Genomic DNA, 12,942 nt, shown 5'->3' with positions numbered 1-12,942 from the left:
CCGCGACACATTTTGCGTCGCGGCGAATTCATCGAAATCGCGATTCAATCAGCCGCGACAGTAGCCATCGATCCACGGCCCGGCGAACGCGAGAAACAACAGCGTCACAGCAAGCAGGCTCGCCGCGAGCAGGCGCATCGGCGTGATGGCGAGTCGCGCATCACGTTGAAAAATCCGCGCATAGGCTTCACCGGCGAAACAGCAAAACACCGGAATCATCGGCAACAGATAACGCGCTTTTACGTGCAGGCCGGAATACAAGGCCAGCTGATAACCGACACTCGCCAGCAACAACCATAGCCACATATACCGCCATTCGCGCCACAGGCAAAGACCGAAAGCGAAGCCGACCAGAATCAGCGCGTGCAGCAAATGCGATGACCAGCGCAACGCAAAAACCGCAGCGGGCGGCGTGTCGTGATACGCACTCATATAACCCGCGCAAGTCGGCCCGGGCAATTGCGTCAGCAGCAATGTCTTGCTCTCGAACAGGCGAAAATACTGCCGCGCGAACTGTTGTTCGAACAGTTCCAGAGGCGGCGTGTCTTGCAGACGTTTCTCCAATTGTTGATACGCCCAGGCATTGCGCTGATCCGCCGTCGTGCCGCTGTTGAGATAGTCGCCGAACAGATTGGCCACTGGCTCGTCGACATAATCGTTGCGCGCACGATCGCTCAGTCCCGCGACCAGATTGAATACAGAACTGTCGGCGATCGACCAATGGCCGGTGTTGCGATGTCCCGCGATCAACGCCGGTGCGGTGATCAGGAATATGCCGAGAAGAAATGTCGCGGCGGATTTCCATTGCAGCCGCAACGGCCGCCAGCATTCCACAAAGCAAATCAGCAACAACGGCCAGAATGCCGCGAGCAAACTTTTGAAAATCAGCGCGAGGCCCAGCGACAGCCCCGCGAACAAGGCGAGATGCGGACGAGCGACGGCATCTTTTTGCGGATCGCGCAGCAACAGATTCAGCGTCAACAGCATGCAGAACAGGTGCGGAATTTCGGGCCACAGATAATGCGCATACGCAGCATCGCCCGGATTCAGCAGGAACAATCCCGCAGCGATTGCGGCCGCGAGGCGACTGCCGCCGAGACGTCGCCAAAGCCGCCACAGCAAACCGCCGCAGGCCAGGAACAATGCAGTCTGCAACAGTTGCATCGGCACGATCATGCTGCCGAACAGACCCTGCATGGATGCGATCAGCAACGATTGTCCGGGCGGCCAGATATGGCTCGGATGCCACGCACCGCCGGCAAGCACGGCGCGCGCCGCGGCAAGATATTGCTGCTCATCACCGACCAGTTGTTTTGCACCAGCGTGATAATAAATCCACCACAGCAGCGCTTGCTGTACCAGCAAACTGGCAAGCGCTACCATCAACAATAGACGGGTGCGCGGGGTGATCGAAGTGCGCCAGGACCAACTATTCATCGCCACAGTGTGGCTGTTTTTTTCCACGATGCAACCGGGTGCGATAGCGTGAAACAACAGTCCGCCGACGAACCAATTTCCGCCAGCGCCGAAACCATGCGCGGCACCAATATCTATTGGCGCCAGCTCAGCGCGGATGAGCTCGCCAGCGGCGCACATCGCGATCTGATCGGCGGTCTGTGGGACGACGTTGGTCGGATGCAATTCGAATTCCTGCGCGAGCGCGGACTGCAGCCACAACATCGCCTGCTCGATCTCGGCTGTGGTGCATTGCGCGGCGGCCTGCACTTCGTGCGTTATCTCGATGTCGGCAATTATTACGGCATCGACATCAATGCCTCACTGCTCGAAGGCGGCCGCATCGAGTTGGAGCGCGACGGTCTCGCGCACCGCAATGCGCATCTGTTGTGTGACGCCGAATTCGCGTTGACGCGTTTCGGCCAGCGTTTCGATAGGCTGCTGGCGGTGTCGGTTTTCACCCATCTGCATCTCGACCAGATCCAGCGATGCCTTGTTGGCGTGGCGCAAGTGCTGGCCGATGGCGGTGTGTTTTATGCGACGTATTTTCCGGCTGCCGATGCTGCGGCCATTGATCCGATCACACATTCACCGGGCGATGTGGTCAGCCATCTTGATCGCGATCCGTTTCATCAACACGCATCCGCCTATCGTTATCTGGCCGACTGCGCCGGGCTGCACCTTGAGGTGATCGGCGATTGGAGACATCCGCGCGGACAGCATATGCTGGCATTCCGCAAAGCTTGATACGACTCAGCCTTGCGACATGGCCGAGGCAAAACAACGGCGTGAATTCAGTGTCGTATTGTATTGGTGCGTAATGCTCATCGCTTCGCATGACAAGGCCGGTGCGTCGCGCGTATCGAGCAACGGCACCCCCAGCGACTGACTCAGCGCGAGCAGATGTCCGCTGTGCCCGCGCGAATCGATCAGATGCACGAGATCGATCGCGTAATGCTGCACCCAGCCCGCGAAAATTTCGTCATAGCGCAGCCAGGTCGCTGGCGCAAATTCAAGGCACGGCGCGATGCTAGCGCGTTGTATTTCACGCCAGCCGCCGACGGAATATTGCATCAACAGAATCGTTTGCTGACGGCATTCCAACTTCCAGATATCAAAATCGCGTGCGAATGCGATTAGCGCATCTGCATCGTCGCCACCGACCTCACTCGGCAGCGCCACGATCCGCAAAACCCGCGGGCGCAGCGGTGTTGTTGCATTGAGTGCCGAACGATAAATGTGGCGCACACGCCAGTCCAGCACGCGTCGCTCGAACGAAAATAATGTCGCGCCGACAGCGGCTTCGTAATGCGGATAACGCTCGCGCAACACCGCCATGCCAGTTTGTCCAAGCGATTCGCGCCGTGCCTCGCCGAAGCTCGCGCTACGCGCATGACGCACAAGCACATTGCCCGCGATCACATGCGAAAATCCGGTGTGTTCAGCGCGTTGACACCAGTCGTTTTCTTCGCCGTAACCTTGCGGGAAAGCATCCACATCGGGGCCACCGACTTGGTCCAGCATGGCGCGTTTTACATACATGCAGAACCCGTTGCCGGTCGGCAGTGCTGGCGTAAGCAGGCCGGCCTGTTGCCACAGCGCGCGCTGAGTCTGCATCAACGACCACGCTGTCGGCAGCGGATTGTGCCGCTCCAGTTCCGGCACCGAAAACGCGCCGGCGTTATCCGAAACCGCCGTCGCGGTGCCGATATCGGCGCGCGCATACGCCGCGCGGCGCAGACCAAGCAACCAGTTCGGGCCCACCTCGGTGTCGGCGTTGAGCACCACGACATCGCCTTGCGGCGCATGGCTCAAGCCGAGCGCGATATTGTGCGTATAACCGACATTGTGCGTATTGCTCAGCACGGTGATGCCGGGGGAATTTTGGTATCGCGCTAACAGCGGGGCGATCGCAGCATCAGTACTAGCATCATCGATCAACAGCAATTGCGCCGGGCCTTGCGTGTGTTCGATCAAGGCTTCGATGCAACGCTGCACAAGTTCGCTGGCGTTGTAGATCGGCACGATGATCGTGACCGGCACATGCAGCGCATCGGGTTGCTGCAACGGCGAGAAAATCGTCGCGTCGAGTAGCGGAGCGAGATCTTGCTGCGCAACTGCGACGACGGATGTTTCATGCGCTACCGATGCCGGCATCGCATGACTTGCAGCTTCGCCAAAACGTACGTACCACGGTCTTGGCAGCAACTCGATGCCTTGCGGTTCTAGCCGCAACGAGATGCCGAACTCGCCTCCCGCCTGCGGCGCAAACGGAAAATCGAAATGCACCTGCCGCTGTTGCGCCGGCACGATCCGCTCTGAAAAAAACAGACCATCGAGAGCCAGCACCACGCGCCGATCCTCGGTGTGAGCGTCCAGCTCGATCGCAAGACGCTGGCCGTTCCAGAGGATTGACTGCAACATCAGCGGCGACACATGCGGCAACCGTTTGACCAATGACAAAACAATCCGATCTCGACAAATCGCATTTTCATTTTGCGACGGGCGCCGCGTGCAGCACCGCGTGATACGCGGCCAGCACGTCTTCAACCGGGCCTTGCATGAGACTCTTGCCATGCTCGACCCACAGCGCGCGATCGCAGAGTTGCCGCACCTGCGAATCCTCGTGCGACACAAATACTACGGTGCAACCGTTGCGCATGCGCTCGCGCAACGCGGCGCCGGATTTTTCCTGGAACTCGGCATCGCCGACCGAGAGCACCTCATCGATCAACAACACGTCGGGCTCGACCTGCATCGCCACGGAAAATCCGAGACGCAACAGCATGCCGGTCGAGTAGCTCGAAATCGGTTGTTCGAAAAATTCGCCAAGCTCGGAAAATTCGTGGATTGCCGGCAGCCGCTGTTTGATGTCGCGATGACGCATGCCGAGCATCATGCCGCTCAGGATTGCGTTATCGCGACCGCTCAGGTGCGGCGAAAATCCGACCATCAGCGACAGTAGCTGGCACGAGATCGGCGCGCGTTCCACGCTGCCGCGATCCGGCCCGACGATGCCCGCAATCACGCGCAGCAAGGTACTTTTGCCGGCGCCGTTGCGACCGATGATACCGAGACGCTCGCCGCGTCGAAGTTCCAGGCTTACGTCTTCGAGCGCCCAGAAACGACTCTCGCCGAGCCGGCGTTTGGCGCTGAAAGCGACGCCGACATTGCGCATAGAGACGATCAGTTCACCCGCAGCGGACGGCGCCTCGGTTGCGCCCTGAAGTTGTGTACTCGCCATGTCAGATCGCCAGCTTGACGTAGCGCGGCGTGAACCGTGCGACCAGATAAATGCCGAGCGCGCACATCAGCAACGAGATGCCGGCGACCTGCGCCAACGCCCACCAGTCCGGCCAGCGTGCATGCATGAGGATGCCGCGCGCAGAATCCACCAGCACCACGACCGGGTTCAGCGCGAACCACACACGCATCGACGGCGGCACGCTATCGAGCGCAAACACCACGCCGGAAATGAACATCACCACCTGCAGGAATTGTTCGATCACGAAACGCAAATCCGGCAACAGCGGCGTGACTGCGGCGACCATGTAGGTGGCACCCGCAGCAAATATGAGCTCGACCAGCAGCACCGGCAAGAGGGCGACATAAGTGATGTTTGGCTTGTAGCCGCTGCACCACAAAATCACCATCAGCAACGCGAGAATGAACAGGAATTTCACCGTGTCGGCGAGAATCTGCACGCTCGGAAACAACAGGCACGGCAGCTTGACCTGACGGATCAGACCGAGGTTGCTCCAGATCGCGTTGCCGCCATGGCTGACGCAGGATTTGAACCATTGCCAGCTGGTCAGGCCGACCAGCAGGAACGGCACGTAATCCGGCGCGCTGGATTTCAACACCACCGCGAACACCAGATAAAACACGGCCATCATCATCGCCGGCTCCAGCACCCACCAGACAAATCCGAGATAACTGCGCTCGCGTTCAGCGCGTAATTCGGTGTAAGTGCTGAATAAAACCAGTTCGAGATATCGTAACGGCATGAAACGTCCTGCGCTGAGCGATGCGAAAGGATACCGAATCCGCCCGGCGCAGGCACGCTTGCTGACTACGCCGGAACCTGGTCACTCAAATCCGGCGTTCGATCAGACGCTGACTGGGTCGTCACCAATGAGGATAGAACCTCAATGTTTTTCGGAGGGCGCGGTCTTGGTCGCGGCATCCGCCGGTTTCACCACCGGCTTGCCATCCGCACCGAGCTTGGCCCCGGCCTTGAACACTGGCGTGAATTTTTCGCGCGCGCCCTTGGTCGAGATTGACTCGACGTAATACCAGTATTCCTTGCACGGATCGATGCTGTCATCGGCGTACTGATAGTTGTGCGTTTCATCGGTGGTGCCTGCGCCAAGTACCGGCGACTTGGTCACCTTGGCGAACGGACCTTTTTCCGCGTCGCCGCGATACACGTCGTAACCGAAGCTGTCGACTTCGCTGGCTGTCGACCAGCGCGCGGTATTTTTGAGTCGTTGTGCGGCAGCGACTTTGCTTTGATCGCCGCAGCCCGGCGCGGGCGCGGCCGCAACGGCGTGCAGCGGCAGCAACGTAATCAGGGCAATGAACACGAGTCGGTGCGAGAGCATGAAATTCTCCGGAGAAGAGGATGGAAATACCGGAACGAGCCGGCTCAGACGATCACAATAAAGGCGCGAGGTATGACAACGCAATGCCTGAGTTTTCCGCGCAAGATTCATTGATGCCGCCAGTAACACGATCGACTGATATCGCCGTGAAACTCACGTGCGATCAATGCGAACCTGAAACGCTGCACCGCCCAGCATTTCGGATTGCGTGACCTTGAGTTCGCCGCGATAGGCCTTGAGAATATCCTGCACGATCGACAGGCCGATGCCGTGGCCCTGCACACGCTCATCGCCACGCACGCCACGCTGCAAAAGATAATCGATCCGCTCGGGCGGAATGCCGGGTCCATCGTCTTCGACACACAGCAGCAGACCGCTGCGATGGGCCTGGGTGGCACCGATACTTTTCACCGTCAGCAATACACGATGTTTCGCCCATTTGAAGGCGTTCTCGAGCAGGTTGCCAAGCAGCTCCAGCAGATCGCCTTGCTCGCCATAAAAACGCGCCTTGGCATCGATGTCGAACTCGCACAAAATATTTTTCGTCGCGTAGACTTTTTCCAGGCTCATGACGATTTCTTCGGCGTGCTGCTCGATCGCCACCGGCGCGGCGAACGTGTGCTGGCCCGACGTCGCCGCGCGCGAAAGCTGGTAGGCCACGATCTGATCCATGCGTCGTACCTGCTCCATCATCGCGCCGCGCAATGCATCGCCGTCGGGTTCGGATTCGAGCTGGTTGCGCGTGACCGCGAGCGGCGTCTTTAAGCTGTGCGCGAGATCGGAAAGCGTATTGCGATAGCGCTTGAGGTGGTCGCGTTCGCTTTCGATCAGGCCGTTCACGCTGGTCGTGAGGCCAGTGAGCTCGAGCGGATAGCGGCCCGACAGACGCTCGGTTTCGCCGCGCTCGACCTTGGTCAAGTCGCTGGATACACGCCGCAGCGGCAACAGGCTCCAGCGCAGCACGAGCAACTGCAACAGCAGCAGCAACAATCCGAGGCCACCGAGATAGACCAGCAAGGTGCGGCGAAACGCCGACAATTCCGCATCGAGCACACTCGCGTCTTCGGCGACGTGAAACGTCAGCGGCACCTTGTTGCGGCGATTCGGCACTTCCCAGTTCACACCAAGGCTGACCAGATAAATCGGCCCGCTACCGGTATCGACCGGGCCACTGAACTTGATCTCGTTGCTCGGTGGCAGGACATTATCGAACGGCAGGTTTTTGCCGATCGCCGAACGCGAGCGCCATGAATTTTTTTCGCCGCTGACTCCCGCATACAAACCGGAACTCGGACGATTGAAACGCGGATCGGGTGGCAGTTCCTCGGCCGGTTGCAACTGGCCGGAGCGGTTCATTTCCGATGCCGCCAGATAACCGTACAGATAGGTTTGCAGGCGCTCTTGCAGCGAGCTGCGCAAGGCGTTGTAGATCGCCTCGTCGAGCGCAAAACCGGTCAGGCCGAGAAATGCTGCGAGCGCCACACTGGCGGCGAGCAGCGAGCGCGCTTGCAGCGACAACGGGCGACGGCGCGCCATGTCCAATCGGCCTCGTCGCGACTTATTCGCCGCGACTCAAGCGTCGCGGATTATCCATCGCAAAATTACTCATCGCCATCCGAGCGCGGGATCGAAAAACGATAACCGCGGCCACGCACGGTTTCGATCGGCTTGAGCAGGTTTTCCGGATCGAGTTTCTTGCGCAGACGGCCGATGAAAACTTCGAGCACGTTCGAGTCGCGATCGAAATCCTGCTGATAGATGTGCTCGGTAAGGTCAGCCTTCGAGACCAGCTCGCCCGCGTGCAGCATCAGATATTCGAGCACCTTGTATTCGTAACTCGTAAGGTCAACGCCCTGCTTGTTGACGCTGACGGTTTGCGCCGTGGTATCGAGCGCGATCGGGCCGCATTCGAGCATAGGTTTGGTCCAGCCGCTGGCGCGTCGCACTAGTGCGTTCAAGCGTGCGAGCAACTCCTCGACATGGAAAGGCTTGACCAGATAATCGTCGGCGCCGAATTTGAGCGCCTGCACCTTGTCCTGCCAGCTCGTGCGTGCGGTCAGGATCAGGATCGGATAACGCTTGCCTTCATCGCGCAGCGCCTTGACCAGATCCATGCCGGAAAGTTTGGGCAATCCGAGATCGATGATCGCGACATCGAACGGCACTTCGCGACCCATGTACAGGCCTTCATCGCCATCGGCTGCGGCATCCACCGCAAAACCTTCGCGCTTTAATCGCGCGGCCAGGGTTTCGCGCAACGGCGCTTCGTCTTCAACCAGCAGTATGCGCATGCAATATCCTTGATATTAGTTGTCGTCGGCTGTGACTTGTATCACGCGCACCTGTCCATCGCGCGTGAGCACCTTGATACGATAAATCTTTTTCTTGCCGACCTGGATCGGTTCGGCAGACAACACCTTGCCGCCGGTATCGCGTTGCACCTTTTCGATCGCCTGCTGCAGGGTCACCTCGGCATGCGCCGATCCCGCCGCCAGAAACAAGGCAAGACTGAGCACCGGAAAGGTTGTGCGGATCGACATGCGTGGAATGATAACCGGGCAGGTGCAGGCTGCAAGCCTGCGAATGAGTCGCACTGTGGGGCTGGCGCATTGAATTTGCGCTGAATCATGCGGTTTGGCTGCAGTTGCAGCCGCCGTGCGGCTCGCGACCACGAATCGTCGACTTCAAAAAATCTCGCCGACACAGCAACGCAAACTGCCGCCCGCTTTTTCGATTTCATCGAGCTCGACACAACGCAACGCAAATCCCCATGCCTGCAATTGTTGACGTTGTTCACTGTGCAATGCCGCCGCCGCGACCGCGCTGAACCAGACGCTGCCAGGCGTGAGTGCGATCGCATTGCCGGCGAACGCGGTTTTCTGCGCATCATCAAGCGTGATCGCTCGGCCCGCGTAAACCTGCGCGATTGCTGCAGGTACCGCCGCATCGGCAAACCCCAGCGGCGCCACTACGGCGGCGCGTCCAGCGAGAATCGCAAGCACGACGTTGGTGTGGTATTCGCTGGCAGCAAGTTCGAAACAGAACGTGAGATTCAGACCAAACGCATCGTGCATGGCACGCGCACCCGCCATGTCGCAACGCTCCGAAAGTCCGCAGAATCCGATGCCACGCGCACGATCGATCACGAGCGCACCGGTGAGCTCGGCGACTTGCGCGGCGCCGGACAAATCCAGAACTTCATACCCGAGGTTGTCGCGAAAAAATGCGCGGATATCCGGCCGCGCCGCCTCACGCTGGCGCACCGCATGACGCATCGCGCCGACGATAAGGCGTCCATGTATCGTGGCGAAAACGTTGTTCGGAAAAACTGCATCGGGCGTTGCCGGATCGCCCGGGAAAGTGATCACCGGCAACTCCTGCGACAAGGCCGCCGCAAGTTGCGCGTGCTGTGCAAGTGCGCGGGCCGGATCGACGTGCTGCGACAAATCCATGTAGCGATTGTCCTGAGCCGATTGCGTAGCGAGAGCAAAACCCAGCGGGCTGCACAGGAATGCCGCACGCGCGCAAGGTGGCGCCTGCATCGGAAAACGCTGTTCGGAAAATACCGCGAGAAACTCGGTAACGCTGGTGACGATCATGTGGTCGGGAGGGCCGGTAAAACAGGCGGTTTTATCGCAGCGCCGCCACCGCTGCGTTGCCATGCCGTGAGCTTGCCATCGGGCACGGCAGCGTAGGCGCAATTACGACCGTCATCCTTGGCACGATACAAAGCTTCATCGGCAAGCGCGAGCACCTGCTGCATCGACAATGCGTGCGCCTGATCGTGGCGAAACGGAAACATCGCCCAGCCGATCGAGCACGTCACATCGATACGATGATACGGGCCGATGAACGGCTGCTCCGAAACTGCCGCGAGCAGACGTTTTATGAGCATCGCGGCGGCGTCGAAATGGGCATCGCGAAACACGATCAAAAATTCCTCGCCGCCCCAGCGCAACGCAAGATCGCTGCTGCGCATAACCGCTTGCAGGCGCACAGCAAGCTCGACCAGAACGGCATCGCCCACAGGATGCCCGTATCGATCGTTGATCGATTTGAAATGATCCAGGTCGAGCAATACCAAAGTCAGATCGGCATGTTTTTCACCGGCCAACGCGCGCTGCAACGCACGCTCGCTTTCGCGCGGAAGTTCCAGATCGAAATAACGCCGATTCCACAGGCCAGTGAGCGGATCAGTGAGCGAGGCGCGCTGCAACTGATCGTTGGCATCTGCCAGCGCACGTGTGCGCAAAGCGACCTCGGCTTCGAGCGCGCGGGCGCGACGTTCCAGAGCACGCGTGCGCCAGCGATCCACCAGCATGCCGAAGGCAATCAGTGCCAGCGCATACATTACCACCGCCCACGGCGTGCGCCACCACGGCAGGCGCACCGAAAACTTCAGCGTGATCGGCACCGCTTCCACGCCAAAACCGTCTCGCGCATAGACGCGAAAAGTGAAGTCGCCGGCAGGCAATCGGTTATAGCTGCGAACGCCGGTCGCGGTCCATTCGTCGCGGGTTTCGTCGAGGCCTTCAAGCTCGGTGCGATAACGCGTGAGGTGATCGCGCTGATACGACAACAACGCAAATTCGAACACGACATTATTGGCGTTCGCATCGAGCACCGCGCCATCGCGCAGCCGCTGATTCGCACCATCACCTTCAATCTGCGCCGAGAGTAATCGCAGTGGACGTGGCGGCGGCGGCGCGCGCTCGGCAGCAGGATCATAGAGCACCGCGCCTTCGATGCTGTCGGCCCAAATCCGGCCGTCACTATCGAGCAGCGAGGCGCCACGATTGAACTCCATCGCGGGCAAGCCATCTTCCATCGTGAAACGTTCGCTGCGCATACGCTGCACGTCGCCGGGCGCGGTCGCATCGGGTGTGAGCCGGACCACGCCTTGATAACCGAACAGATAAACCCGACCGAGCCGATCGAGCTGAAGCTGGTAGATGATTTCTGTCGGCAACACGCTGGCGTTCGGCGTCGTGCATTGCAGATCGTGATCCAGATCGATGCGCGTTACGCCGTCGCGATGCGCCACCCATAACGCGTGATTCGCGCCGGGCGAACCTTGCTCGCGCAGGTCCATTACCGACACATGGGCCAGGCAATCCTGCGGCAGCGCGCTCCAGTTGCCATCGCGTCGATAAGCAATGCCTTCCTCGCCTGCGGCCCACAGTTGGCTGCCGCCACCGGCCAGTGCGGTATGCGCAAATACACGCACAAAAGACTCTTGGCGAAGCGGCGGCACTTCCACTTTTTCAAGCTTGCCATCGCGCAAGCGCGCAATACCATGATGCGTACCGATCCAGATGCTGCCGGCATCCGCGCCATCGGCGTCGTAGCTGACATCGTTGACTACGACACCGGGAATCTTGGAGTTGTCCGAATTGTATTCCTGGCTATCACGCGGCCCGATGCGAATGAGGCCACGATTGCTGGCTACCCAAATGTTCTCGCCGACGCGGATCATCGAATAGATCACGCGGCTGGCATATTTGGCCGGCAACCATGCCTCCCAGTGCTGGTCGCGCCAGCGCACGGCACCGGTGCTGGTGCTGATCCAGTGCGTGTGCAAACCGTCGGGGAAAGTGATCTCGCCGATGCCGTGCACCACGCGATGCGGCAGACCGTTGCGCTCGTCGAACGCCGACCACGTACCAACATCGCGCCGCGCGATGCCGCTGTTGCGCGAACCGACCCACAGCACCGGCGCGCCGCTTGCGGCATCGCTTTCCAGCAGCGAGCGGATTTCTTCTTCGGGCAGACCGTTGGCGCGCGTATGCCGCAGCCAGCTGCCATCGGCATGGATTTCCGCCAGCCCGCTAGCAGACATGCCGGCGTAGAGCACTGCGCCATTTTTCTGCGTGGTGCCAGGCAACAGCACGCTGACGCCGCCCTCTACAATGCCTGGCACCGCGGTGTACAAGGTCAAACGCTGATCGGCCAGCCGGGCTAATCCGCGACCGGTACCGATCCACAAATCGCGCCCCTCCTTGCCGCCCCACTGCACCAGCGCACGCACCGCGGAATTCGGCAGACCATCTTCGCGACCGAGATGCCATGCGGCAAGAGTCGGCTCATGATCAGTGCGGCTGATGCCATCGAGACGATACAAACCATCTTCGTTGGTGCCGATCCACAGGCACGGACCATCCGCAGTAATACCGGGCAACAGCACGGCGACTTCCAGGCCACGGGCCGCAACCAGTTCGCGACAGGTGTGTTGATCGCAGCGATAAAGTGATCGCGATGTGCCGACGTAGACGGCATCGTCCGCCGCCACGGCCAACGCCTCGATATCGGTTTCAGTCGCACCCGCGGGCAATGGCACCGGCGTCATCACGCCGTGGGCGTAATGCACCAGACCGGCTTGATCGGTGCCTACCCACAGGCTGCCATCGGCGCCCGCGAGCAGGCGCAACACAAACGCATGTCGCGCAATATCGGGCATGGGCACGGCACGCCAGCTGCGACCGTCATAGCGCGCCACGCCATCCTCGGTGCCCGCATAGACAAATCCATCGCGGTCCTGCGCCAACGCAGACACGCTGTTCTGCGGCAGACCTTCCCGACTGGAAAAGCGTCGATAGCCGGTCCAGCGCAATTCGGACTCTGCGGTGAGTGCGGGGCCAGCCACAGTTTCCAACGCGCGCGCATGCGGCAGCCACAGCAGCATGACGAAGCCAAAAACACGTAGCAGCAAATGCCATGACCGACGTGCCGAACCAGGCCGGCACCGACCGATTAGAATTGCTGTGGCTGGCGCGCGTGCGCTGTCAGCAGTCATGGAATCCCCTTAACGAAAGCCAAGGGTACTCAAGTGCTACGTCGCGTGCCATTCAATTTGCAATTGGCGAAAATCGTGCGCGGCGGCGCG

General features: G+C 60.1%; 11 protein-coding genes. 1 reads left to right on the top strand and 10 read right to left on the bottom strand.

Features of this window, described 5'->3' with window-relative positions:
• Positions 1-48: 48 nt before the first annotated feature.
• A complete protein-coding gene (locus ELE36_RS03310) occupies positions 49-1,437 on the bottom strand; it encodes an ArnT family glycosyltransferase (RefSeq protein WP_165371458.1) in 1,389 nt (462 codons plus the stop codon).
• Positions 1,438-1,485: 48 nt separating this feature from the next.
• On the opposite strand from ELE36_RS03310, the gene ELE36_RS03305 reads away from it, so the two are divergent.
• On the top strand, positions 1,486-2,202 hold the full coding sequence (locus ELE36_RS03305; protein ID WP_165371457.1) for an SAM-dependent methyltransferase: 717 nt from the start codon (positions 1,486-1,488) through the stop codon (positions 2,200-2,202).
• 6 nt (positions 2,203-2,208) lie between these two features.
• Here ELE36_RS03305 and ELE36_RS03300 read toward each other — a convergent pair whose 3' ends face one another.
• The 9 genes from ELE36_RS03300 to ELE36_RS03260 all read right to left on the bottom strand — a co-directional run bounded on the left by ELE36_RS03300 (position 2,209) and on the right by ELE36_RS03260 (position 12,741).
• Positions 2,209-3,879, bottom strand: a complete 1,671-nt coding sequence (locus ELE36_RS03300; protein WP_165371456.1) for a glycosyltransferase family 2 protein — start codon at positions 3,877-3,879, stop codon at positions 2,209-2,211.
• Between the two features lie 67 nt (positions 3,880-3,946).
• On the bottom strand, positions 3,947-4,699 hold the full coding sequence (locus ELE36_RS03295) for an ABC transporter ATP-binding protein (RefSeq protein ID WP_129831735.1): 753 nt from the start codon (positions 4,697-4,699) through the stop codon (positions 3,947-3,949).
• Between the two features lies 1 nt (position 4,700).
• Positions 4,701-5,462, bottom strand: coding sequence for an ABC transporter permease (locus tag ELE36_RS03290; protein ID WP_129831734.1), 762 nt, complete (start codon positions 5,460-5,462; stop codon positions 4,701-4,703).
• A 141-nt stretch (positions 5,463-5,603) separates the two neighbouring features.
• Positions 5,604-6,059 carry a hypothetical protein gene (locus ELE36_RS03285; protein WP_129831733.1) on the bottom strand — a complete coding sequence of 152 codons (456 nt, stop codon included), beginning with the start codon at positions 6,057-6,059 and terminating at the stop codon, positions 5,604-5,606.
• 153 nt (positions 6,060-6,212) lie between these two features.
• Positions 6,213-7,595 (bottom strand): ATP-binding protein, encoded by a 1,383-nt coding sequence (locus ELE36_RS03280; protein ID WP_129831732.1) that lies wholly within the window; start codon positions 7,593-7,595, stop codon positions 6,213-6,215.
• A gap of 65 nt (positions 7,596-7,660) precedes the next feature.
• Positions 7,661-8,350, bottom strand: a complete 690-nt coding sequence (locus tag ELE36_RS03275; RefSeq protein ID WP_129831731.1) for a response regulator transcription factor — start codon at positions 8,348-8,350, stop codon at positions 7,661-7,663.
• Positions 8,351-8,365: 15 nt separating this feature from the next.
• Complete coding sequence (locus ELE36_RS03270) at positions 8,366-8,599, bottom strand: PepSY domain-containing protein (RefSeq protein WP_129831730.1); 234 nt, start codon at positions 8,597-8,599, stop codon at positions 8,366-8,368.
• A gap of 144 nt (positions 8,600-8,743) precedes the next feature.
• Positions 8,744-9,658, bottom strand: coding sequence for an arginine deiminase-related protein (locus ELE36_RS03265; protein ID WP_129831729.1), 915 nt, complete (start codon positions 9,656-9,658; stop codon positions 8,744-8,746).
• Entirely contained in the window at positions 9,655-12,741 is a 3,087-nt protein-coding gene (locus ELE36_RS03260) for a ligand-binding sensor domain-containing diguanylate cyclase (protein ID WP_165371455.1), read from the bottom strand. The genes ELE36_RS03265 and ELE36_RS03260 overlap by 4 nt, the downstream gene beginning before the upstream one ends.
• Positions 12,742-12,942 lie beyond the last annotated feature (201 nt).

Source organism: Pseudolysobacter antarcticus (assembly GCF_004168365.1).
Classification (GTDB): domain Bacteria; phylum Pseudomonadota; class Gammaproteobacteria; order Xanthomonadales; family Rhodanobacteraceae; genus Pseudolysobacter; species Pseudolysobacter antarcticus.
Note: the sequence above shows the minus strand (reverse complement) of the source record. Positions and strands in the feature narration are given on the sequence as shown.

Bases quoted from the DNA above. Each gene is read 5' to 3' on its own strand.
- ELE36_RS03310 (WP_165371458.1), bottom strand. From the start codon at position 1,437: ATGAATAGTTGGTCCTGGCGCACTTCGATCACCCCGCGCACCCGTCTA.
- ELE36_RS03300 (WP_165371456.1), bottom strand. From the start codon at position 3,879: ATGTTGCAGTCAATCCTCTGGAACGGCCAGCGTCTTGCGATCGAGCTG.
- ELE36_RS03295 (WP_129831735.1), bottom strand. From the start codon at position 4,699: ATGGCGAGTACACAACTTCAGGGCGCAACCGAGGCGCCGTCCGCTGCG.
- ELE36_RS03290 (WP_129831734.1), bottom strand. From the start codon at position 5,462: ATGCCGTTACGATATCTCGAACTGGTTTTATTCAGCACTTACACCGAA.
- ELE36_RS03285 (WP_129831733.1), bottom strand. From the start codon at position 6,059: ATGCTCTCGCACCGACTCGTGTTCATTGCCCTGATTACGTTGCTGCCG.
- ELE36_RS03280 (WP_129831732.1), bottom strand. From the start codon at position 7,595: ATGGCGCGCCGTCGCCCGTTGTCGCTGCAAGCGCGCTCGCTGCTCGCC.
- ELE36_RS03275 (WP_129831731.1), bottom strand. From the start codon at position 8,350: ATGCGCATACTGCTGGTTGAAGACGAAGCGCCGTTGCGCGAAACCCTG.
- ELE36_RS03270 (WP_129831730.1), bottom strand. From the start codon at position 8,599: ATGTCGATCCGCACAACCTTTCCGGTGCTCAGTCTTGCCTTGTTTCTG.
- ELE36_RS03265 (WP_129831729.1), bottom strand. From the start codon at position 9,658: ATGATCGTCACCAGCGTTACCGAGTTTCTCGCGGTATTTTCCGAACAG.
- ELE36_RS03260 (WP_165371455.1), bottom strand. From the start codon at position 12,741: ATGCTGCTGTGGCTGCCGCATGCGCGCGCGTTGGAAACTGTGGCTGGC.